This window comes from Paenibacillus sp. FSL R5-0517, from assembly GCF_037974355.1.
Lineage (GTDB): Bacteria > Bacillota > Bacilli > Paenibacillales > Paenibacillaceae > Paenibacillus.
Map to the genome: position 1 here is coordinate 2,065,986 of NZ_CP150235.1, position 22,991 is coordinate 2,088,976.

Here is a 22,991-nt window from a genome sequence, read left to right on the forward strand (position 1 = left end):
TCACAGCTTGTCCGCCTGGTTTATTAAGTGGTAACGGTAGATATGATTTCGAGATTGTCCAGGCCAACAGACCGACCAAGTCGGGACAATTGCATTTTTAGAATCGCGTTGTTCTCGAGGGTCAACACGACTTTTTTATATCCATCTTTTTTGAACATTTGAAGGCAGCCTTCCAAAAGAGGAACAATCTCCGGAGCAGTAACATTCAACTTTTTGCAATCGATGTTCAGGTCGAACTCCTTGGTGTTAATAGGAGCGATCGTATCCTGATAGGCCGAGATGGAACGCAAACCGTCTTCTTGAGAGAAAGAACCCTCCAGTTCAATGTTTAACACCTTGTTCGGAACGTCAGTCTTAAGAATGAAATTTCCCATGCTTGATCTCTCTCCTTTAAATGAGTTAAGGCTATCCTGCTAATGGATATACAGCTCCAATTGGACCCTGCTGAAAGCTTCTAAGATGAGAGCTGATTTGAAGGATAATTTAACCATATTATAAAGGTAGGAATGTAAAAAGATCAATAAAAAAGTCGAATCATGTATAAAAATGTAGAAAAGTGAATTACTGTATTTCGTCCAAGGTAGCAAGCAAAATATTAAATGCGCTAATAATGCGCGGGGCCCCCACACATGGTGCCAGATGTAGCAATATTCCCTTGATCTGATCCACCGTCACTCCCACACTAAGAGCCATTGTGTAGTGTACTCCCAATTGTTCATACTGCCCTTGGGTAATCAATGAAGAGATAATAGCAACTTCCTTCCATTGATCCGTAATCGTGGTGCGCTGAAAAATATCTCCGTATGCCGTCCCCATAATAAATTCAGATAACTCGGGAAAATGTTCTTTGATAGGGGCAAGGGCTTTTGCACCGTACTCCCCAGAAAGTTTAGCAAAACGGTCGAGTCCCTGAGCTACATGTTCACTCATGATATGCTCCTCCTAATTCAAAGTTACGGTGCGGTGAGCCGTGGGTGGAATTTCATCCCGATCGGTCAAAAGTTCTATAACAGATACCCGATTCAACGTCTGGGCTGTGTTTAATGCAGATGAGAACTCAGCAAGGGTCTCTGCTCGAAACGCAACCGCACCTAGAGATTCGGCAAATTTGGCTGCATCCATAGGAACTTCATATACTGTGCCATCAATTCTGCCCGTTGTTTTTTCCATTCCTTTGAGTGCCATGTCCAGTTGTTTGTTATTAACAACAATGAAAATGACATTCAGATTGTTGCATACCGCGGTATTGATCTCTGTCCCCAGCATCATGAAACATCCATCTCCGGTGATACATACGATAGTCTCTTCAGGGGAGGCGGCCTTTGCGCCTATCGCCATACCAATGGCGTTACCCATGCATGCAAAGTATGCGTCAAACACAAAGCTGCCTGGTTTCTTGACTTTATATCGCTGGACCGCATGAAATCCATGGCTGCCATCATCGACAAACAGTGTATGATCGTACGGCAGCAGATCGCTCATCCCGTCCAGCACAGAAGCCAGAGACAGTTGGGGGAGATCTGGTAAAGGGATAGTGTAATCCATGGGTGGCGTAGTTCTCACAGGAGTAGGGAGGTCTTCTAGTGTACCCAGTAAATATTGCAGATTGTCCTTCAAATCACCGGTGATATGTAAGGTTTGAGCGCTCAGAATCTTGCCTACAAATGTAGGATCAGCGTCAAATTGTATGAGGTGTGCCGGGTGGTTATCAGGCTTCAGATTGCAGATGGTCATGTCACTCAGACGTGAACCAAGTACGATATAAAGGTCACTTTGGTTCAGCATGTCGTCTGCATGTGGGAAACCACCGACACCACAAGGTCCATGGTACAGGGGATGGTCCCACGCAATCGCTCCTTTTCCACCAGGAGTAGTAATAACGGGAATGTTGAACGATTCTGCCAGATGAAGCAATTCATCATGGGCTCTGGCGCGACTTACACCTTTACCAGCAATAATTAAGGGACGGTCAGATTGTTGAATGAGAGGAAGAATACGATTCAGATTAGATACACTAAGCAGAGGTTCCGGTTCGGGAATGACAATCCGGCATTGAGGTAATAGCTCGGTCTGTACGTCAAAAGGAAGGCAGAGATGAACAGGGCCTTTATTAGGGCCGAGTGCAATGGAAAGGGCATGATTCAGCAGTGTGCCGAAGTGATCACCACGCTCAACCAGTTTGCTGAAAAGTGTGGCAGGTTTGAACATCTCGGCCAGATCAGCTAAATAGGAAGAGGAGTCCTGACACTGGGGTAGCCCCAGTTCCTGAATGGATTGATGACCCGTAATAAACAGTACGGGCAAATTGTTGGCCTTTGCATGGGCTGCAGCAGTAATCAGATTGGTTCCGCCTGGACCGGATGTGGCAAAGGCAACCCCGAGTTTACCCGTCTGTAATGCATAACCGGATGCGGCAAAACCTGAGCTGGATTCATGACGGCCTGGAATGAATTCTAATCCGTAATCCACCATCTTCAGGACAGCAGGACAGATGGACTTACCAATAATACCAAAGACATGAGTAACGCCTAGATTACGCAGAGTTTCTGCCAAATAGTCCGCAACTGTTCTCACGCGGGACACCTCGCTTCATGAAATAGGTTAATAGAACCATACGCATATTCCATTTGTTGAATGCAAGTCAATGTCTAAGGTTGTAAGAGGAAATATTCATTGTTATTAGGAAGAGTATCTTTTTTTGTGGTTTTTTGTCAACTTGTTTTTATGAGTCTAAATTCCTGATTCTTAAGTTGGTAACGCTTTAAGTGTTGCTGGATAAAGTAAAATTAACTGGTTATATATCCCTGCAAGGAATTACCCAATCTATGTTTAGTTACAAATAATGTAAAAAGATGACTAACCATGATGAATTTCAGGCACAACCAGCGACTTGTAAGCTAGCGTTTTATTTCTTTTTCGTATCAACGCATCGCATTCGCAATTCTTTGCTTTCTGCTATACTGGAAAGGAATTTGGAGGGGATAAAATGGCAGTCATCAAGATGGCTCTGATTGGTCTGGGTAAAATGGGATTACATATGGTTCATCTAATCGAGAATACGAAGATGGATACCACGATTGAAATTGTTGCGGTATGTGATGCGAATGAGGAAGGTCTGGCGTCTTTTGCAGCTTCTCATCCCGAGGTTCGAACGTATACGGATTACAAGCAATTGATAAATGAACATCAGATTGACCTGTTGTATATTGCAGTTCCACCGAAATTTCATTATCCGGTTGTCATGGAAGCACTGGAGCGAAAAATTCATGTGTTCTGTGAGAAACCGCTTGCCAATAGTGTGGAAGAAGCCAAAGTGATGTTAGATGCAGCGGAGCAGGCGGGCGTTATTCATGCCATCCATTTCTCAATGCCGCATGAACCTTCCGTGCTGAAGTTGCAAGAGATGATCGAGCAGCGTACGGTAGGGGCGATTCGCAAAATAGATCTCATTCTGCAATTCCCGCAGTGGCCACGATCATGGCAACAGAATGCATGGATTACGAGCCGGGAACAGGGTGGATTTATTCTTGAAGTGGGGATTCACTGGATTCATATGATTCAAAAGGTGTTCGGAGCCATCCGGGTAGTGAGTACTCAGGTTCAATATCCTGAGAATGGAGAATGTGAACTTGAAGTGCAGGCTGCACTGGAACTGGAAGACGGGACTCGAATTCAGCTAAACGGCATGTCTCAATTTGCGGGAGAAGAACGAGTATCCATGGTGGTGTATGGTACGAAGGGCACGATTGCCTTGGAAAATTGGGAAGATTTGAAGACGGGCATGGTGGGCCAGCCACTTTCTCCAGTGGAAGTGCTGGAATCCGCGAGTGAATTGCCTGTACTTAAACATGTCATTGCCCGTATACAAGGACAACCAGCCAAGATATATGATTTTAACGATGGGTATCAGGCGCAGTTGGTACTTGAGGCGTTACGGAACACGGAAATAACGTGACAAAATTTAATATTATTTGGAATTAAGTCTAATTCAAATGTTTAATTTTTCTTCGTTTGTGGTAATCGAGATATACTACAAATGAGGTATATTATGGTAAAAGGTAAAAAACTAATAATATCTTTATGTTTATTTTTATGTGCCCCACTCAGATTTTTGCAGATCAAGACAATCGGAGTGAAAAGGAAAAACATATTGTGCAAAGTTACGGGATTTCAACTGAATTTGCTAGTGATTTAACTGACAATGATTTAGAAAAACTTCTGGCAAAGGAACCAAGAATGAAATCTAATAAAGACGAATATTTTAAACTAGTACACCTATTTAAATGAAATAGCTAAAGAAATGCAAAATAAAATTTCAATACAGAGTGTTGGGGACAGTAAAACTACAACAACATCGTGGCTAAGACTTGAAACAAATATGACTTATTACAATACTAATGGTCAGGTTTCGGTTAGATTCCAATGGCTTAAAAATGCTTATTACAATAAAGAGGATATTTTGGCCATTGGCCTTAGTAACAATGTAGCACCTCTAAATAATACAGCTAGTTTCGTTCATAAAACCGATACTTATAATCCACTGAATATGGATTGGCGTGAGTATACAGAGAATAATGCAACATTACGTTACCATCCTGGCGGCGTCACTGCTCAGTTTAATTTGTTTTCACCTGCAATGAATTACAGGGATGAAAGAGGGTATCTTAGTTTTACTGTAAAACCTAGGGAAAGTGGTAAATGGACCTTAAACTCATTTTATAATACTTTAGGATACTATAGGCACCAAGAGAAAGTTTTCTCAGTTTCGCCTAGTGTCTCTATTCCAATAGGAGGTCTTTGTCTTTAAATCAACAAGATAAGTTTTCAGAAGTGGATAGTTTCGCTCAACTACAATATAAATAATATACTTTCAAGGGAGTGAAGCAGATGGGGGCAAAAAAATGGCCTTTCTATATCATCATCCTACTCATTCTCTCAAATTTGGCTGTAACCTATATGCTCTGGAATTCGAACACTCAGTATGATCGACTTCAGGACAAAATGAATCAATCTTTCACAACGTATGCGGAGAATATTCAGGATCAATTGCGAAAAAATGCTGAACGGGGTTTGGAGGAGGAGATCTACCAGTATCAAGCGGCAGCTTCCAAATTAAATGCAGTAGCTACAGGAACAACTTATTACCATGAGCAGCCATTAATAAGTAATGTTTCTATGAATCTTGAACGATTTTTTAGAGATTACCCACGCTACCAACATAAGTTGACTGTGTCAGAGGTAGAAACTTTACAGGCGTTGTTGGCGGAGTGGATTACGAAGCCGGCAGATACAGGCACGAATAACAAGCTTAATGATTTTCTTGTTCTGCAAAATAAAAAATAACCAGTAGTCTCGTACAAATACACCCTTAGAGTTGAGTAACGTTCACTCTGAGGGTGTTTCTATGAACATCTGAGATAGAATGGAAAAGATGATTTCTGTAAATACAGAAATCATCTTTTCTTTCGACTTAACCTTACTAGAAAAGCTTACGCAAGCTTGAATCGCTTAACCAGCTGATCAAGTGCATCAGACATTTCATTCAACTGCTTGGACGTGTCAGACATCTCCTGCAGAGAAGCAAGTTGTTCCTCCGTCATTGCAGATACTTCTTCCGTGGCTGAAGCCGTGTCTTCCACAACGGCCGATACTTCATTAATGGACTTCATCACGTCCTCACTTCCGGAAGTTAACTCCTCGACAACTGCAGATACCTCCAGAACTTCACCACTGAGGTTGTGAATATGCTGAGTAATGGTTGAAAAGGCATTACCTGCATCCTCAATGGTTCGCAACCCTTCATTCACATGTAGAGTACTCTCATCAACGACCTGAGCCGTACTTTGAACACCTGCTACCACGGTTTCCAATATACTTGTAATCTCTTTCGCGGATGTTGCACTTTGATCTGCAAGATTACGGATTTCCGAGGCAACGACAGCGAAGCCACGTCCATTCTCCCCAGCACGGGCTGCTTCAATTCCGGCGTTAAGTGCAAGCAGATTCGTTTGTCTCGCAATACCCGACATGGAGTCTGCAATGTTGATCACCTGATCAGACATCATCGAAATTTCATTAATGGCTTCCTGTACAGAGAGGAAGGATTGTTCAATGGAACTCATTTTGCCTACTGCATTATCAATGCGCTGTTGCCCATCCATGGCAATGGATTCGGTACGCACAGCACGTTCTGCAACGTCACTTGCCGAGGAGGCGACACGATTAAGCCCGGTGAGGGATTGCTGCATCGCGGCTACCATGGTTTGCGTAAGAGCAACCTGTTCATCAGCCCCTTCCGCGACACGTTCCATCGCAGTGGCAACCTCTTTTCCAGCAAGATGGCTATCGGCAACCCCTTTATCCAATCGATCCGAAGCTGTACTCAGAATCATGGCATTACTCTGAACATCCAACATCATTTGCTGCAAACCAGCGAGCATTGTATTAGCTGCCTCTGCAAGTTCACGAGTTTCGTCTTTCATTGGCGTAGCGATTCTCAGTGTGAGGTCACCATTGGAAGAACCGATGTCATTCAATGCCTGCTTCACGGTACGGATGTTCTTAACAATGGCGCGTGAGAGGACCAATGCAGTGATGAACGAGATGATGGCCACAACGACAAGTGCCCCATATAGTTCCAAGTTCAGGAGTGCATTTTTTTGCTTCAGCGCTTCTGTACGGTTTTCGGTTAACGTATGTTCATTGGTTCGAAACGTATCGAGGGCAGTCCGAATCTGGTCCATGTCTCTTTTACCTGGATCATCTGCGAAGAAATCTCGAATGGCTTGCGTATTATTGGCTTGGCGAAGGGCAATCACGGGTTCTCCAGCGACTTGGACCCAGTTCTCCATATTGGTATGTATGTCTTCCAAAAGTGCAAGTTGATCCGGATTGTCCGAAATCAAAGCAGCAAGTTCGTCTCGGAGTGTAATGAGCTGCTCTTTTCCTCGGAGGTAGGGATCGAGGTAAGTGTCCTGACCGGTGATGATGTAACCACGTTGGCCTGTTTCCATATCCACCATGTTTCTTTCGAGCTCATAGGTTAGCGCGTGTACTCTCATATCGTGATCGACCAGAAAATCCAGTTCCCGTTGAAGCTGACTTGTGCTGTTCTGAATCAGCAGGATGCAACCAGCCAGTACAGCAAGCACGAGTAAATATCCTAATCCAATCTTATAAAAAATCTTGAAGGTCTTACGCTTTTTCATGTTTGTTATTCCTCTCTATGGGGTATATGTAGTTGTCGAAAAAACTGGAAATGTGATGATTATGGGTCTTTAGATTAGGTGTCTAAAGCACTATTTTTTAGTATTATACGTAAAGAAAGTTCTTTTGTATATAGTTTGTTTAACTACAATATAAGGTTTGGTTATTTGTGTATAAGGTTTGAGGGTGACGATGTTTTACAATCGTTGGTTTACACGTGCAAACGTTATGTTTATCATGGGAAGGGAACGATTCCAATTACATATACATATCCCAATCCGAAAGGAACATTGGACATGACTAAAGAGAAGGTATTGCTCAAACCGGAAGCGATGATTTTTGACATGGATGGTACGCTATTCCAGACGGAGACCCTGTTGTTGCCGGCTTACCAGCAACTATTTGATACATTGCGTGCCGAAGGGCATTTTGAAGGAGAAACTCCACCCGAGGAACGCATGCTGGGAAGCTTGGGCATGTTGCTCGAAGATATATGGAAAGTGGTTATGCCTGATGCATCGGAAGCGGCACATCGCCGTGCAGACGAACTGCTGCTCCAACTGGAAATTGAGGGGCTTGATCAAGGAAGTTCCCAATTGTATCCGGGTGTAAAAGAAACGCTGCAAGCACTGAAACAACAAGGTGTGCGTCTTTTTGTCGCAAGTAATGGGCTAGAGGACTATGTGAAGGGTGTGGCATTTGCACACGAGATTATGCCTTTTTTTGAAGGGGTATATAGTGCTGGCCAGTACAAGACTCCCTCCAAAATTAATCTGGTGCAGATCCTGCTTGAGAAACATCGTATTCAGGACGCCTGGATGGTAGGGGATCGTTCTTCTGATGTGGAGGCTGGTAAAATGAACGGTCAGGCGGTCATCGGTTGTGCCTACGCCGGTTTCGGCCGTGATGAGGAGCTTGCGGGCTCAGATGTTCTCATCTCTGATTTTACAGAATTGTTGCGCCTGTATGATGAAGCAGAATAAGCTAATCCTCAATTGAAAATGTCAGTCATCATATGAGAGCGCCCAACCCGAGCTGAATTACGGGTTGGGCGCTCTTGTATTTTTGCTACGGATCATCTCTTTTTGCGTGCTTTCTTCAATGCAGATGGTCTGTTGCTTGCAAGCCGGGTGGTTCTTATCGGTTTGGCTGGGCGACTGGGCTGATTGCGATACACCCACAAGGCGTACTCCAGCGGTTGAGTGATGGCTTTATAATAGATATCCCGCTCACCGATACGAGCGAATACTTCACGTGCCGGTTTGGGATTCACTTCAAGCAAGTAGATGCGTCCACTCCTGTCGATCGCCAAATCCAATGCCAACTCACAGAGGTCCCCATACGTATCTTCCAGAAATGAAGCAACTTCAATGCCAAACTTCTCTGCAGTTGTGTTAATCTCTGCTCGGAGGTCGTCATCATCGATCCATTGCTTCATGAGTCGGTTCATCGCGATTGCCTGACCGCCGCCATGCAGATTGGAGGTTACACTTTTTTCTGCACCCATGCGTCCGGCACATCCTGTAAGCTCCCATTGCCCTTCACCGTTCTTCTGAACGAGCATGCGGTAATCATGCACACGTCCATTCGGAAGCTGAAGCTGAATGCCTTTTTGTACAAGATACTTGTCTTTCATATTCCAGTGCTGGAGCAACGAGCCTAATCGTGATAAATGAACTTTACGTGGAGTGATGATACGACGTTTCTGATCCCGCCCCTGAACAAGCACTGTATTGGCCTCGCTACTACCGCGTTCAATGCGCAGAATACCACGTCCGCCTGTTCCATTAATAGGTTTGAGGTAGACCAGAGAAGAGACTTTGAGCATCCGATTTACATCGGACATATCCTGAAATAGAGCGGTTTCCGGCAGGTGCTCTCGAAAGTTGGACTTTTGCAACAGGGTCTGGTGGATGGTCCATTTATTGCGTAGAGGTCTGTTGAGAAAGAGCAGATGGCCATACTTTTCGCGAAAAGCAAGCAGTTGCTGAAACCTGCGGTTACGCTGTATCCGGCATCGATCGAAGATCAGGTCCGGGAATGATCGCCATTCCCTGGACCAGCCTTTTCCCTCATGATAAACCATGGCTTCAATTTGTTTGCCGCCAGGGTGCACGTCGGCTGGTGTGAACACATAGATATCGAGTCCCCGCTTGCGCCCTTCAAGAATCATTCTGCGATAGATGCTTCGTTCTTCAAGAGCGCGATGTTCATTTAAGTACAACGTCATAATGCCCAGAACAGGTGAGGACACAAGCAATCACCTTCTTTTTGCAGTATTCCTGTCGATCATCGTGTGGACTGACGGGCAAGATAAGCGCTGTAGTGAAATATACGTTCCAATGACCTCCGTCTGATCTGTGGTTCATCGAACTTCATGGGTTTGGCATTGGCTTCAAAGAACCAGAGTTCCCCCAGGTCATCAATGCCCAGATCCATGGACATTTCTCCGAGTGTGTAACCCGATCCCCGTTCTACCTGCCTTGCGATCATTAATGAAGTGGATTTCACACGTTTCATCAGGGTTGTTGTCAGTTCTTCCCCAAAAAGCTCGGTCAGCAGCTTCTCAGGGTCTTCTACGGTCCCGCCGCGTGGCACATGCGTTGTAATACTGCGGGAGCCAGCAAGTCTCGCACCTACACCGGTCACACTCCACTGCCCCTTGCTGTTCTTTTGTACCAGAACACGCAGATCGAAGGGGCGTTTACGAGAGGAGGCCAGTTCTATGCCTTGTTGCATGATATAAGGCGTATGTCCGGTTTCTTTGCGAATCCGTGCCCACAACTTGGCGAGTGTAGCTGCTTTATAGGTCATGCTTTTACGTGTGGTTTGTATTTTGAGTCGATAGGGAAGCCGTTCTTTTTCCTGAAATTTAAGCATCATGATCCCTTTGCCCGCTTTACCGCTCTCAGGCTTAAGGTATAGATAGGGATAGCTCCGCAGAACGGCACCCAGAGAAGAAGCACTTCGCATCCGACGGGTATAAGGGATAAGTTGCTGAGTTGATTTAGACTTCTTAAGCCATTCGAACAGATCCCATTTGTTGAAAAAGAACGGGTTATACAGTTCGATTCCTGATTGCATGCATTCGTCAATTTTGCGCTGAACGGAAGGTTTTCCTTCGTCTTCCCGGTTGGGAATACGATTGTACAGAACATGGGGAAGGGGGAAGGGTTGTGACACCCACTTTCCGCTTCCCTTGTTGTACGTATATCCTTTCACGGTGGGACCACCCACGTTCAGATCCCGCACAGTCACAATGTACACCACGTATCCCATGCTCTCGCCTGTCTGCAGGATATCCTGAAAATTTTGATGGTTCCCCCTGAACATACGCTGATTATCATGCATGGTCAAAACAGCAATGACAGGTTTGAAATCATCATGAAGGCTCATCAAATTTCTTCCTTCTTCCGGAACTTGCTCAAATACAGGCAGTGTTCCAGAATGTGCTCCACCGATGATTTTCCCTCCACTCGGAGTGAAGGGTGACGGAAAATGGAGCGCCCGGGTTTGGCGTTCGCTTCGAACATCCATACATGTTCCTCCTGATCAATGCCCAGATCAAAGCCAATCTCACCAATCAGATGCTGGTGCTGGGTTTCAATCGCCTGGGCCAGTGTAATAGCGACGGATTTGGCATGCTGAAGAACTTCTCCCGCACGATCGCCGAAGTTGCGACTGAGCGCCTGCTCAGGAGTCATTAGGGAGCCGCCATTCTTGATGTGTGTTGTAACACTGCCACGTCCTGCCTTTTTGGCTCCAATCCCGACAACGACCCATTGATTGTTACCGTTTTTGTGCATGTGAAAACGGAAATCAATTGGACATTCATCAATCTCAATTAGACGTATTCCCTGCTGAACAACATATCCGCGAAGCTGTTTACCATGTCTTCCCTGAAGCATGCGCATCAGGCTGTTGAAGGACCCAAACCGAAGGAGTGCATTACCGCCTTTTTTGCGATAACGAGCGAAGTAACCACGTTTGGGCGAATAAGTCAGGCGATAGATCCCGTTCCCCAGACTTCCCGCGGTGGGCTTATAATAGACGAACTGATGGCGTTCCAACATTTCCTTCATCTGTTCAACGGACGGATTCGTAATGGATTCGGGAATATAACGACCTGCCACCGGTTCATTCTCGAGCAATGTATAGATATCCGACTTGTTGAAAAAGCTCCAGTTGAAGAACGGGATTTTCCGACGAACAAATCGTTCCCGCAGTTGGTTAATGGCAGGTGAAAAATCGGAACGACGGCTTGGTAACCGATTGTAGACAACATCGGGCAGAGGTACCGTTTTACGGGTAAAGCTTCCGTTTTCATTCAGAAAAAAACCGGATACCGTCTCATTCTGCCAATTGATATCCCGGGGAGTAAAGGCATAAATATAGGATTTTCGGCTGCCTTCACGGAGTAATTGTTTGATGAAACCCGTACGGGAACCGAATGGATTAGTGCTCGTCGCAGGCCCATCAGAGAGTACGCCGATCAGCGGACCTAACTGAACCTCATCATTTTGCAAATTCCGGAGATAAATACTGCCCCGTTTGGGAACGTTCATCATATTACGGATACCTGAAGCGAGATACAGATGTTTACCTGCTTTTTTGATTGGTTTAATCGTTGCAGGTACCCGGTCACGCCCGAAGCGAAGGTTCACCGTTTTTTTGCCGGACAGATTGAGGCTCTTCATTAAAGCGTTGGATACATAAACCACTTTATCCGGTTGCTTGGTGAAATGCAGATTGCAAAAGGTCAAACTCATGATTTATCCTCCTATCCTGAAAAGATCCTTGGGCTCCATGGCAAGCAGGCACTGCGGGCCTCAGCCGCCGTGAATCGGGATGGGTTTCAGGCCAGCTTTGCTGGATGTATTCGACAATTTCATTGGACGAATGACGTCCGTGAGAACATGTTGTTGCAACAGATAACGGGCATAGGCAAGCGGCCGGGTATAAGTCAGGATATGCATGCGTCGGTCGCCCGCGTCTGCGAATGAGGTGCGGCCTGGTTTGGAGTTGACTTCAATTAGCCAGAGTTGGCCCTCTGCATCTGCTCCGAAATCAAGCCCCAATTCGGCTAACCTGCCGAAACGGCTCTCCAGCAGGGTGGGGATTAGCGTAGCAGTCTGCCGGATGTTCTTTAGCAGAGTTTCTGTACGGGTCGTTCCATATCGCTGGAGCAGATATGCATGGGCCGGATAGGCTCTGCCCCCACCGTGAAGATTGGATGTGAGTGAACCTTCGGGTCCTTCTCGTACCATACATCCGGTAAGCGTCCAGCGACCGTGCCCATTCTTTTGCATTAGTGCCCGTATGTCGAATGCTCTTCCTTGATGGCTAAGCTCCAGATAGGGCTGCACGATCATCTTGCGCTCAGCCTGTTGTAATGCCAGCCAGGAAGATACAGCCTGAGTATGGTTGAATGTAAGGAAAAAGGGTTCATTGTGTTCGTTACGCCCCTCCGCGATCCATGTGGATGGAGTTAATCCCCGAGACAGGCGAAAGGTATTTTTGCCATGAGTCCCGGATATCGGTTTGAAGAATAATCCTTTGGGCCAACGGTCCAGCCACGATTCCCAAGGAATATGCGATCCGATCCGGGTGGTGGGGGCAAGTTGTGACCGCAACTCAGAATTTCGGGACAACAGACGATGTACCTCCCATTTTCCTGGAAGAGAAGCCGACCAATAACGATGTTGACCTGAGTCCTTCGTTCGTATCTGTTCCTTAAGCTTCTGTCTGACGTTCCTTGGGAGAGGGCGAAGGCAACGATCCATAATAAGATCAACCGCAGGGACAGGTACCGAATTCCACTTCCCTTGATGATAGACATATCCCCATTGAAGAGGGAGATGGGCTGCATCAACCGATATTGGAATCACAATAATCTGAAGGGCGTATCGCACACTCCCCAAGCTGAGACGACGGCAGAAAAATTCATCCGTGAAGGGAGGTGAGCCTTCAGTTGCACGCACCAGAATGGCCATTGTTTTGATCTCAGATGATGGAAACATTTCGCTGCACCTCTCCTTTGTAGAATGACTTTTCAAAAACCCGCCAGATACGTGGAATATTCGAGCATGGCTTTGACGGATGGGCGGATCTTGCTCTCACTCAGTGGTGTATTATCATTCTTGGATGGTTTGGAGTTGACTTCGAGCAGCCATACGCGTCCAGTGGTATCAAGGGCCAGATCAATACCGAGTTCACCAAAATGAGCAGGGATGGCACTCTCAATCCCTTTGGCGATATCCAGTGCTGCGGTGTGCAATCCTGCATATGCGGAAGCTTTGGCCGATCCGGACAACTGCGTTTTGGCAACCGCCTCTTTGACGGTGCTGAGGCTTCCACCTCTTGCCAGATTGGATACATAGTGACTCCCGCCCGCAATTCGTGCAACGATGGAGGTTACACTCCATTTACCTGTACGGTTCTTTTGCACGAGCGCGCGGAAATCCACGGGCCTGCCACTGTTATCAATGAGAGTCAGCCCTTGTTGGATCTGATAACGCGTTGTTTTCATTTTCCCAGCCATACTGGCATACAGTTTATCCAGAGAAGCATACGTTTGTTTCCGGGTACCCCCAACGCCAGTCGCCAGAGTCAGGAAACTTCCGTCCGTCTGACGTGAGACCCGAATGATGCCTTTGCCCAAAGAACCGCGTACGGGCTTCAGAAATACAACCGGATGCCGGTTGCACATCGTCTTGAGCATGGTGGATGTTTTGAGCAAATGGGACTCGGGAAGAACTCGTTTAAGCGTTGAAATGGACTTGAGTGCGTCAAATACTTCATTTTTGTCCAGAAACTTTTCATTGAAGGTTTGCGTTCCGTAGAGCGATTTTACTTCTTTCATAAAATGCTGTACGCTAGGTTTGTTCTCAAGCTTGCGGGACGTTAGCCGGTTATTGACGACGTCTGCTACAGGCAGAACAGTCTTTTTCCAGCCGTCATCATACACCCAGCCTTTCATATAACCCGTTACCGCTCCAATATCCTCCGGTGTGAAAAAGGATACATAGGCGCCTTGCTTACGGCAGGCGTTCACCAGTTCTTGACAGAACATCGTGATGGAGCCAAAGGGCCGATCGGGCTGATCGGGATAATCCTGGCTAACCAGTACACTGATGTAGGGCCCAAGGCGAAGGGTACGGCTGGCTGAACGATAGGATACCCTCAGGACCGAACGTGGAACGAGACCGGTCTTGCTGGCAACTGTCTGATTGATGCGCAGTCCATCATACCTTGGAACCGGAATGACAGTGACTTCGCGACGGAAAGAGCCAAATTGCAGCTGAAGCGGCCTTCCTGAAGGGATTTTAAGCGCCTTGAGCACCCCTTCGCCCAGCATGATGACGTCGTCCTGCAGGATGCCCGAGCCGGTAACCTGAATCGTTACTTTTTTAGTGGACATCACGGATCTCCTTCCGGGCGGCAACTTGATGTCTGATCTCGAAGTTGAACGGCATCTGAACATGGCATGTGCTTCATCATATGAGGACATATAACCCTTGGTGATTGACCCATATGGATTAAATGCATTTGATTTCGAGGCAGGATATCGACGGCCTGTTTCAGACCGCCTTTGTTTGACCGCGGAGAAAAGCGTGTATTAACACGGAAGAACAAACCAATCTGAGGAGGAATAATAGTGAACATTTATGACAAAGCCAATGATTTGGCCAAAGCACTGAGAGAAAGCAGCGAGGTGGAAGAGATTACTTCCGCGATGAAGCTGATTGAAGCTGATCCGGATGCAAAAGCAATGCTGGATAATTTTCGTGATCAACAAATGGAATTGCAACAACGTATGATGAGCGGGGATATGCCAGCTCCGGATGAGATGGAGAAAATGGAGAAACTGTTTGAAGTACTGAGTCTGAATCTGAACATCCGTCGTTTGTTTGATGCGGAGCGTCGTCTCAGTGTCATTATTGAAGACGTGAACAAAATTATTGCAGACAGCCTGGGTCATCTGTACGGTGGCGCTGAAGCGTAAAAAGGTAGTTCAAAAAGTCCACTTTTGATTACGAAGGATGAACACGTACCTAAAGGTTGTCTTGTTTTTTTACCTGAACCTTTCATATTAGCCCCTTACCGTTCATAGACTAGAATATAGAGTCGATCACGAACGAAGGAGCTGTGAATGGTGAAGAGGTTGAAAAAAGCAAAACATGTAATCTATCTGCTTATCGCGTTGTCGATGCTGGTCATTGCACTGCCGCGGATTTCCTTTGCTGGAGGAATGGACTGGGTTAATATTTTTGGCATCGTATGGGTGCTATTCTCCTTATTAATCGTTGGTGCACACCTACATTTTATTCTCGGTGTAGATGAAGAGAAGAAACGTGCACTGGAAGCCGTTCGCCGGGCGAAGCTGCGGCAGTGGGAGATGAAACTGCTGGACAAGCAGGAGCGGAGCGAGTCTGTATAAGGTACAGTAGTAGATACAACATGAGAGACCGGAATCCCTTGACTCAAGGGGTCCGGTCTTTTTTGCTACATACAGGATTAGAGGATAATTAAGCGATTAAACTCAGAGGGGGAACCTTGCCTATGAGAATGAGATGGGAGTGGGGTTATTTTCCTGAAGGCGTGTTATAATAGGTACAGAATAGTACAGATGCATCTTCGGGGGTGGTACAGTTGGACGGACAGGAAGAGAACGTCACGAAGCATGAACAGTTACTTCAACATATTGAACAACTGAAGGTTGGCAGCAAAATATCAGTGCGTGGACTTGCACGGGAACTCGGTGTAAGTGAAGGGACAGCCTACCGTGCCGTAAAAGAGGCAGAGAACTTCGGACTGGTCGTGACCAAGGAACGAATTGGAACCGTTCGGATTGAGAAGAGACCTCGGGGCATGTCGGAACAGTTGACCTTTGCTGATGTTGTGACCATTGTAGAGGGCCATGTGCTGGGTGGTAACGAAGGTCTAGCCAAACCGCTGCACAAGTATGTGATAGGTGCGATGAAAGAACAGGCGATGGCGCGTTATATTGATGCTGGGAGTCTGTTAATTGTGGGTAACCGTGAGGATGCTCACTCGCTTGCCCTTGAACAGGGAGCAGGCGTGTTGATTACGGGTGGGTTTGGAACCAGCCGTGAAGTAAGAATTATGGCTGACGAGCTTGGGCTACCGATTATTTCATCCCGACATGATACATTCACGGTGGCTTCCATGATTAACCGTGCGATCTTTGACCGGCTGATTAAGAAAAAAATCATGCTTGTTGAGGATATCATTGGTCAGAAACCTCGCTTGCAGGTATTGAAAGTCACGAGCTCAGCCGCAGATTTTCATATGCTGGTCTCGGAGACGGGTGAACATCGTTTTCCAGTCGTGGATGAATGGAACCGGGTCATTGGCATTGTCAGTCTTAAGGATGTCAGTGAGCTGACCGCGGATCAAAGTATTGAGAAATGTGTCGTTCGCCGCCCGATTACGGCGTCGCTGCAAACCTCTCTTGCTTCCGCTGCGCAAATTATGACCTGGGAGGGCATCGATTTTCTGCCAATCGTGGATCGCAACCGCAAACTGATTGCATCCGTCACACGCAAGGAAGTGCTTCAGGCCATGCGGGATGCACAGAAGCAGCCACAACTGGGAGAGACGTTTGATCATCTGATCTGGAACGGGTTTGCCGAGGAACGCGGTGATCAGAATGAACTGTTATTTCACGGATTCATCATTCCTCAGATGGCAACCGATCTGGGTACGATCTCCGAAGGCGTTCTGTTGAATGTGATGACACAGGCTGGCCGGCGGGCAGCGTGGGATGTTACAGGGAACGACCATGTGGTGGATAATGTCACGACTTATTTTGTTCGACCGGTACAGATTGAGGATCAGATTCTGGTTCGACCTGTAATTCTGGAAACCAGTCGTCGAACGTGCAAAATGGACATTGTGGTTACACGTGAAGGCAGTGTGGTATGCAAAGCTGTAATGACATTGCAGTCCATTGACCACGCCTAGCACGTTGTATTGCCTCAGGTATAGACAAAGAGAGTACTCCCTCATGGAGAAGCTTTGCCGGGTTGCGTTGTAGCGCATTCTGGCTTCGCTTAATGAAGGGAAGTACTCTCTTTTTTGCAGACACAATCATAGCACTTCAACAAATCATGCAGATTGTCCGGAAGTTGTACCTGATCCGTTACTGGACCGTTGTTGAATCCGCGCATAATAACTGCGGTTACGTATTCCGGCAAATACATTATACGCACCCATAATTAGAAATAGCGCTTCCACAACCACAGATAAGGTGGAACCCGTGAAGACAAACATCAGGATCAGCGCAAGAACAACAAGCATACCACCCATCCAGATATTCATCCACGAACGGTACAGACCAGCGCTGGTAGCATACGAGCTTCTGTGTGAACGAATGCTGTTCAACGCTGCCAAAACCATGGCAACAGTAAAGATAGCGATTAGTACATATTTGAGTACATCAATGAACACAAAGACGCAGCTCCTTTTCTGGAAAGCATTTACTGCCCTTATTGTACCATGGAGAGATGCAGACAAGGGCAGTTTTTTGCTGTTACGCAGGAACATGCATGCGAATCTGTACCCAAACTTGCAGTACGCCTTCCATAACCAGCATCGTTTTGACCTGAACGGTGTATTCCTTTTCCCTGACGGAGTACACTTTCTGATTCAGCATGATTCGCGTCATTTTGCTATACTCGTCGATGTTGAATACATCTCTTCCGCGGAGCACCTCAAGTTCGTCTCCGAGCTTCTGTAACATCACTTTCAGAGAAGCCTCGTCTGGCCCCTTATCGGACTCTTCTGCACGGACCTTGATTTCCTTGATCACGGTTTGGCGTTTACTGTATTTTTTCAGCGTTTTGATATCCTCCTCATTCTGATGCAGCTGAAGCTGCAGCTCCTGATTGTTCAGCCACAACGCATTGTAACTCAGGTGAAATACCCCATTGTAGACGACGCATCCAGCGATCATTCCCAGAACAAATACAGCAGTCATTCGCATCAGCGGGCGGTAACGGGAGAATGGCGGAACTCTCATGAACGCTGTTCCTGTCTCATATTAGCTCCGGCCTCCGCCGCACACCCACTTTACCAGTTCTGTTCCCATATGTGCGCCCATAAAAGCAGAGATCAGATACAGAATTTGTTTGACCGCTGGAGACAGGTTACCATCCAGGAAATTGCTCTCGATGACACGCATGGGATCAATGGTGCCACCCACAGCAGCTGCGAGTGCCCATATCTTTATTTTCCCGGAAATATCGAGCATCGTCTGTGTTGGAGGCTGGAGAGAAATCACCGCTCCAATACCTCCGATCATCGCGCCACCCAGCACGATTCCAAACGCAATAAAGAAATCAAGAATGGCTTTGGACAAAAATGTGCTCACTGGCAACACCCCTTTCAGACCTAGCAGCACACCTCCTGTCTTCGGTCTGTCACAGGGGGAGCGGCTTGTACTTCTATTGTATGGGCGTGCCCCCGAACGTTATGATAAAATAGAATAATAAAGTCTCCTTTTAAGAGGTAGTCACGATTTTTTAAGGTGATTCCATTTTTTTATTTATTTAATTCATATATAAGAGAAAGATAGAGCGGCAAACGGATCAGAAGATCCGATGCTGTGACTATCTGCGGCGAAAGGAAGAAAAAAACATGAGTTCTTTTGTGCATTTGCACGTTCACAGCGAATACAGTTTGCTGGACGGCGCTGCGCGTATTCCGGATCTCGTGAATAAGGCTGCAGATCTCGGAATGACAACACTGGCGCTAACCGACCATGGCGTAATGTATGGTGCAATTCCTTTTTATAAAGCATGTATTGAACGGGGGATCAAGCCGATTATCGGTTGCGAGGCATACATGACAGCTGGGTCCCGCAAAGAGCGGGGAAGCCGTAAGGATCAGCCGATTCATCATTTGATTTTGCTGGTCAAAAACATGACGGGATACCGTAATCTCATGAAATTGTGCTCGATTGGACATCTCGAAGGTTTTCATTACAAACCACGTATCGATATGGAAAGTCTGGCTGCCCATCATGAGGGAATTATCTGTCTTAGCGCGTGTCTGGGGGGCGAGGTTCCTCAGCACTTATTGCATGGACGAGAGGAAGAAGCGCGGCGTGCGGCGTTGCGTTATAAAAATATTTTTGGTGAAGACTTCTATCTGGAGCTTCAGGATCATGGGCTTTCCGAGCAAAAAAGGGTGAATCCCCAGTTGATCAAACTGGCGGCTGAACTTGAGATTCCGCTTGTAGCGACGAATGATGCCCACTATCTTTCGGAAGAAGATGCGGAGCTTCAGGATGTACTGATCTGTATCGGAACGGGCAAGACCGTGGATGATGAGAATCGGCTCCGCATTGGAACGAATCAGCTCTATCTGAAAAGTGAAGAAGAGATGGCTCGTTTGTTTCCTCATGTACCGGAAGCTCTGGCGAATACCGTCCGCATTGCGGAATCCTGTGAGTTGAAGTTGGAGTTCGGAAAATCGATTTTGCCTGAATACAGACCACTTCCCGATGGACTCAGTCCTTCGGCATATCTGCGTCAATTGTGCGAAGAAGGCATGGAGGAGCGTTACGCGCAGTCCACACGCTGGACAGACGAGGAGCTTCGATCCGAACTTGAACAACGGCTGGCCTATGAACTTGGTGTGATCGACAGTATGGGGTTCTCGGATTATTTTTTGATTGTCTGGGACTTTATCGCCTATGCGCATAAACAAGGCATTGTTACTGGCCCAGGCCGGGGCTCCTCGGCAGGAAGTCTGGTAGCCTACACGTTGCACATCACGGATGTTGATCCGATGAAATACAACCTGCTCTTCGAACGTTTTTTGAATCCCGAGCGGATCTCCATGCCGGATATTGATATTGACTTCAGCGATGAACGGCGGGATGAGGTTATTGATTATGTCGCGCATAAATATGGCAAAGCCCATGTCGCCCAGATTATTACCTTTGGAACGATGGCTGCCCGTGCTGCTGTACGTGATGTGGGACGAGCACTGAATGTGCCTTATGGCGAAGTAGACAAGGCTGCGAAGTTGATTCCGGCGCAACTCGGCATTAACATCGAGCGGGCCATGGAAGCGACACCTGAGCTGAAGGCGCTGTATGAAACCAAGCCGAAAACCCGTGAACTGCTGGATATGGCGATGAAGGTCGAAGGTATGCCACGTCATGCTTCCACGCATGCAGCGGGGGTGGTCATCTCCCGTGATCCGCTGACCGATGCGGTGCCGCTTCAGGAGGGCAGTGAAGGGACCGCGTTGACCCAGTATTCCATGGAAAACCTGGAGTCAATTGGGTTGCTTAAGATGGACTTTCTCGGTCTGCGTACCCTCTCAATCATTGAGCGGTGTGTACGCTGGATTGGGGAACATGGAGAAATTCCGGACTTCCGTCTTATTCCCGATGATGATGCTTTGACCTACGAGATGCTCGGCCGTGGTGACACGATGGGCATATTCCAACTGGAATCTGCCGGTGTACGCCGTGTGCTGAAAGATTTGAAGCCAAGTAGTTTTGAAGATGTGATCTCGGTACTTGCCTTGTATCGTCCGGGTCCGATGGAGTTCATATCCAAATACATTCAGGGTAAGCATGGACAGATCGAAGTGGATTACCCGCACGTGGATCTGGAGCCTATTCTGAAAGATACGTACGGCATCATCGTGTATCAGGAGCAGATCATGCAGATTGCCTCCCGGATGGCGGGTTTCTCGCTGGGTGAAGCAGATTTGCTTCGCAGAGCGGTCTCCAAGAAGAAACGGGAAGTGCTGGATCTGGAGCGTGGTCACTTTGTACAAGGCAGTCTGAAGCAAGGGTATAGCGAAGAAGAAGCTGACCTTGTTTATGACATGATCGTTAAGTTTGCCAACTATGGCTTCCCGCGTGCTCACGCCGCAGCTTATGGTGTGCTTGCATTCCAGACGGCTTATCTAAAGGCGCATTATCCTGTGCATTTTATGGCATCCATGCTGACAGCCGTGATGGGCAGTCATCGGAAAGTGGCAGAGTACGTGGTGGAATGTCGGCGTATGGATATGGAGGTGCTTCCGCCGGATGTGAATGAGAGCGGTATTTTGTTTACGCCTGTATTTATACCATCCGGTAGCGCAGGCACCGGGGATCAGAGCATTGTATCGCAGCAGACTGCGGGAGCCGATGCAGAGAGTGACACCGGAAGCGTGGCCGAAGAACATACCACGAACGGTAACGGAAGTTCCTTCAGAGAAGAACATGTTCGTGAGCATGAGGAGCATTCGGGACAAGCTGAATATGGTGAAGCACCTTTGCCGGATGATCCGGGTCCTGGCTCCGAAGAGGACAGTGGTGGATATGAGTGGCAGGCATCGACAGCCATGCCTGAAGCAACCGACAACCAGAAGGAACCGGAATTGGTGAAGGCTACCTCAAAGGGTGCAATTCGCTTCGGTCTGGCTGCTGTGAAAAATGTCGGTACCCAAGCCATGGAAAGCATTATGATCGTAAGGCAGGAGAGACCGTTCGACAGTCTGCTCGATTTTTGTCGTCGTGTGGATCTGCGTGTATGTAACAAACGTGTGATTGAATCGCTGATCCAGGCCGGAGCTTTTGACACATTACCCGGACACCGGGCCCAATTGCTGGCGATGCTGGATGAGACCGTTGAAGCCGCGTTGAAATGGCGCAAAGAACGTGAGGATCTGCAGATTCAATTGTTCGACTTTGTGGAGACGCCAAACTGGGAGATTGAATACCCGGAAATTCCTCCTTATTCCTCTGGGCAGCAACTGGAGCTAGAGCGTGAGTTGTTAGGCTTGTATCTCTCCGGGCATCCGCTGGATGACTATGAAGATGTGCTTGAATCGAGTGGGGCTGACCGGATCATGGAGCTGACCGAGGCGGCAGACGACACAATGGCCGTCGCCGCGGGTATGGTTGTGTCTGTGAAGTCAATTACGACGAAACAGGGCAAGGCCATGGCGTTCATGGAGCTGGAAGACCAGATCGAACGCTGCGAAGTGGTTCTCTTTCCCGAGGTATGGCGGCGTAGCCAGCAGCATGTCGGGAAAGGTGAACTGCTCGTCGTGCGTGCCAAAGTGCAGCAGCAGGACGAAGGGTTCAAGCTGCTGGCTGAGGAAGTGGTGCCGTTGTCACAGGCGGCACTGGAGCAGCAGCTGCGTAGCCGTGACCGGCGCGGCAAGCCCGGCAGCGGCAGCTCTTCGCGCTCGGCGCCGTCGGCTTCGCCGCGGCGGCCAGCGGGCGCAGGAGCCGAAGCGCAGCGCAGCAGCGCAGGCGGGGATGCTTCCGCTGCTCGTAGCAGCGGGAGCCAAGGCTCGGCAGCGACGCGCAGCGATGCGGCGGGTATGGGCGCAGCCACGGCTGCGGCTTCCCGGCCTGGCGGTGCCGCTGAAGCGTCCGGCAGCCAGGCGCAGAGCCGCGAACCGCGGGCGGTGGAGCAGCGGGTGTTCGTGAAGATTGGCCCGCATGCGGAGAAGCCTGATCTTCTGGCACGTCTGAAGCAGCTGCTTCAGGAGCACCCTGGACCTGTTGCGACGGTGCTCTTCTATGAGCAGCAACAGAAGCTGCTTGCACTGAGTAATGCCTACCGAATTAAACCATCACCAGCCCTGTTCTCCGACATGGAGAAGATGCTGGGTGAAGGGACGGTCAAAATTAAATAAGCGGTTATCTCGTTAGTGATCGTTTTTATTCCAACAATATGAAACCTGTTTAGCTAAATGCTGAACAGGTTTTTTTGTGATCGTTGTATCGCGGTCCTGATTTC

At 47.7% G+C, this 22,991-nt stretch carries 20 protein-coding genes; 8 read left to right on the forward strand and 12 right to left on the reverse strand.

The features are described 5' to 3' along the window. Positions 1-23: 23 nt before the first annotated feature. The 3 genes from MKX40_RS09305 to MKX40_RS09315 form a co-directional block, all read right to left on the reverse strand. Complete coding sequence (locus tag MKX40_RS09305; RefSeq protein ID WP_339240969.1) at positions 24-374, reverse strand: hypothetical protein; 351 nt, start codon at positions 372-374, stop codon at positions 24-26. A gap of 187 nt (positions 375-561) precedes the next feature. Next, positions 562-930 (reverse strand): carboxymuconolactone decarboxylase family protein, encoded by a 369-nt coding sequence (locus tag MKX40_RS09310; RefSeq protein WP_278295971.1) that lies wholly within the window; start codon positions 928-930, stop codon positions 562-564. Between the two features lie 12 nt (positions 931-942). Continuing rightward, a complete protein-coding gene (locus MKX40_RS09315; RefSeq protein ID WP_339240970.1) occupies positions 943-2,574 on the reverse strand; it encodes a thiamine pyrophosphate-binding protein in 1,632 nt (543 codons plus the stop codon). 412 nt (positions 2,575-2,986) lie between these two features. On the opposite strand from MKX40_RS09315, the gene MKX40_RS09320 reads away from it, so the two are divergent. The 3 genes from MKX40_RS09320 to MKX40_RS09330 all read left to right on the forward strand — a co-directional run bounded on the left by MKX40_RS09320 (position 2,987) and on the right by MKX40_RS09330 (position 5,343). Beyond that, on the forward strand, positions 2,987-3,955 hold the full coding sequence (locus MKX40_RS09320; RefSeq protein ID WP_339240971.1) for a Gfo/Idh/MocA family oxidoreductase: 969 nt from the start codon (positions 2,987-2,989) through the stop codon (positions 3,953-3,955). A 345-nt stretch (positions 3,956-4,300) separates the two neighbouring features. Beyond that, positions 4,301-4,807, forward strand: coding sequence for a hypothetical protein (locus MKX40_RS09325; protein WP_339240972.1), 507 nt, complete (start codon positions 4,301-4,303; stop codon positions 4,805-4,807). A gap of 80 nt (positions 4,808-4,887) precedes the next feature. Beyond that, the gene (locus MKX40_RS09330) at positions 4,888-5,343 is read left to right on the forward strand and encodes a hypothetical protein (RefSeq protein ID WP_339240974.1); all 456 of its coding nucleotides are present in this window, start codon (positions 4,888-4,890) and stop codon (positions 5,341-5,343) included. Positions 5,344-5,489: 146 nt separating this feature from the next. Here the strand turns inward: MKX40_RS09330 and MKX40_RS09335 are convergent, their stop codons facing one another. Then, a complete protein-coding gene (locus tag MKX40_RS09335) occupies positions 5,490-7,208 on the reverse strand; it encodes a methyl-accepting chemotaxis protein (protein WP_339240977.1) in 1,719 nt (572 codons plus the stop codon). 294 nt (positions 7,209-7,502) lie between these two features. Here MKX40_RS09335 and MKX40_RS09340 point away from each other — a divergent pair, with 294 nt between their 5' ends. Further along, positions 7,503-8,189: an HAD hydrolase-like protein gene (locus MKX40_RS09340; RefSeq protein ID WP_339240979.1), complete on the forward strand. Its 687-nt coding sequence runs from the start codon at positions 7,503-7,505 to the stop codon at positions 8,187-8,189. Positions 8,190-8,281: 92 nt separating this feature from the next. On the opposite strand, the gene MKX40_RS09345 is transcribed toward MKX40_RS09340, so the two are convergent. From MKX40_RS09345 to MKX40_RS09365, 5 genes are read right to left on the reverse strand one after another with little or no spacing between them, the layout of a single operon-like run. After that, a complete protein-coding gene (locus tag MKX40_RS09345; protein ID WP_339240980.1) occupies positions 8,282-9,460 on the reverse strand; it encodes a YheC/YheD family protein in 1,179 nt (392 codons plus the stop codon). A 35-nt stretch (positions 9,461-9,495) separates the two neighbouring features. Next, entirely contained in the window at positions 9,496-10,602 is a 1,107-nt protein-coding gene (locus MKX40_RS09350) for a YheC/YheD family protein (RefSeq protein ID WP_339240982.1), read from the reverse strand. Further along, positions 10,602-11,975 (reverse strand): YheC/YheD family protein, encoded by a 1,374-nt coding sequence (locus MKX40_RS09355; protein WP_339240983.1) that lies wholly within the window; start codon positions 11,973-11,975, stop codon positions 10,602-10,604. The genes MKX40_RS09350 and MKX40_RS09355 overlap by 1 nt, the downstream gene beginning before the upstream one ends. A 60-nt stretch (positions 11,976-12,035) precedes the next feature. After that, the gene (locus MKX40_RS09360) at positions 12,036-13,226 is read right to left on the reverse strand and encodes a YheC/YheD family protein (protein WP_339240984.1); all 1,191 of its coding nucleotides are present in this window, start codon (positions 13,224-13,226) and stop codon (positions 12,036-12,038) included. A 32-nt stretch (positions 13,227-13,258) separates the two neighbouring features. Further along, positions 13,259-14,626, reverse strand: coding sequence for a YheC/YheD family protein (locus tag MKX40_RS09365; protein WP_339240986.1), 1,368 nt, complete (start codon positions 14,624-14,626; stop codon positions 13,259-13,261). Between the two features lie 237 nt (positions 14,627-14,863). Here MKX40_RS09365 and MKX40_RS09370 point away from each other — a divergent pair, with 237 nt between their 5' ends. From MKX40_RS09370 to MKX40_RS09380, 3 genes are all read left to right on the forward strand, one after another. Then, positions 14,864-15,211, forward strand: coding sequence for a YlbF family regulator (locus MKX40_RS09370; protein WP_036609862.1), 348 nt, complete (start codon positions 14,864-14,866; stop codon positions 15,209-15,211). A gap of 150 nt (positions 15,212-15,361) precedes the next feature. Next, positions 15,362-15,646: a hypothetical protein gene (locus MKX40_RS09375; protein WP_085981456.1), complete on the forward strand. Its 285-nt coding sequence runs from the start codon at positions 15,362-15,364 to the stop codon at positions 15,644-15,646. A 212-nt stretch (positions 15,647-15,858) separates the two neighbouring features. Continuing rightward, a complete protein-coding gene (locus MKX40_RS09380; protein WP_253433039.1) occupies positions 15,859-17,193 on the forward strand; it encodes a DRTGG domain-containing protein in 1,335 nt (444 codons plus the stop codon). 144 nt (positions 17,194-17,337) lie between these two features. Here MKX40_RS09380 and MKX40_RS09385 read toward each other — a convergent pair whose 3' ends face one another. From MKX40_RS09385 to MKX40_RS09395, 3 genes are all read right to left on the reverse strand, one after another. Next, the gene (locus MKX40_RS09385) at positions 17,338-17,679 is read right to left on the reverse strand and encodes a YtpI family protein (protein WP_339240989.1); all 342 of its coding nucleotides are present in this window, start codon (positions 17,677-17,679) and stop codon (positions 17,338-17,340) included. 82 nt (positions 17,680-17,761) lie between these two features. After that, positions 17,762-18,250 (reverse strand): hypothetical protein, encoded by a 489-nt coding sequence (locus MKX40_RS09390; protein ID WP_036609856.1) that lies wholly within the window; start codon positions 18,248-18,250, stop codon positions 17,762-17,764. A gap of 21 nt (positions 18,251-18,271) precedes the next feature. Then, the gene (locus MKX40_RS09395) at positions 18,272-18,601 is read right to left on the reverse strand and encodes a YtrH family sporulation protein (RefSeq protein WP_026081169.1); all 330 of its coding nucleotides are present in this window, start codon (positions 18,599-18,601) and stop codon (positions 18,272-18,274) included. Between the two features lie 266 nt (positions 18,602-18,867). Between MKX40_RS09395 and MKX40_RS09400 the strand changes: the two genes are divergently transcribed. Beyond that, a complete protein-coding gene (locus MKX40_RS09400) occupies positions 18,868-22,887 on the forward strand; it encodes a DNA polymerase III subunit alpha (RefSeq protein ID WP_339240991.1) in 4,020 nt (1,339 codons plus the stop codon). Positions 22,888-22,991: the final 104 nt, after the last annotated feature.

Bases quoted from the DNA above. Each gene is read 5' to 3' on its own strand.
- MKX40_RS09305 (WP_339240969.1), bottom strand. From the start codon at position 374: ATGGGAAATTTCATTCTTAAGACTGACGTTCCGAACAAGGTGTTAAAC.
- MKX40_RS09310 (WP_278295971.1), bottom strand. From the start codon at position 930: ATGAGTGAACATGTAGCTCAGGGACTCGACCGTTTTGCTAAACTTTCT.
- MKX40_RS09320 (WP_339240971.1), top strand. From the start codon at position 2,987: ATGGCAGTCATCAAGATGGCTCTGATTGGTCTGGGTAAAATGGGATTA.
- MKX40_RS09325 (WP_339240972.1), top strand. From the start codon at position 4,301: ATGCAAAATAAAATTTCAATACAGAGTGTTGGGGACAGTAAAACTACA.
- MKX40_RS09330 (WP_339240974.1), top strand. From the start codon at position 4,888: ATGGGGGCAAAAAAATGGCCTTTCTATATCATCATCCTACTCATTCTC.
- MKX40_RS09335 (WP_339240977.1), bottom strand. From the start codon at position 7,208: ATGAAAAAGCGTAAGACCTTCAAGATTTTTTATAAGATTGGATTAGGA.
- MKX40_RS09340 (WP_339240979.1), top strand. From the start codon at position 7,503: ATGACTAAAGAGAAGGTATTGCTCAAACCGGAAGCGATGATTTTTGAC.
- MKX40_RS09350 (WP_339240982.1), bottom strand. From the start codon at position 10,602: ATGAGCCTTCATGATGATTTCAAACCTGTCATTGCTGTTTTGACCATG.
- MKX40_RS09355 (WP_339240983.1), bottom strand. From the start codon at position 11,975: ATGAGTTTGACCTTTTGCAATCTGCATTTCACCAAGCAACCGGATAAA.
- MKX40_RS09360 (WP_339240984.1), bottom strand. From the start codon at position 13,226: ATGTTTCCATCATCTGAGATCAAAACAATGGCCATTCTGGTGCGTGCA.
- MKX40_RS09365 (WP_339240986.1), bottom strand. From the start codon at position 14,626: ATGTCCACTAAAAAAGTAACGATTCAGGTTACCGGCTCGGGCATCCTG.
- MKX40_RS09390 (WP_036609856.1), bottom strand. From the start codon at position 18,250: ATGAGAGTTCCGCCATTCTCCCGTTACCGCCCGCTGATGCGAATGACT.
- MKX40_RS09400 (WP_339240991.1), top strand. From the start codon at position 18,868: ATGAGTTCTTTTGTGCATTTGCACGTTCACAGCGAATACAGTTTGCTG.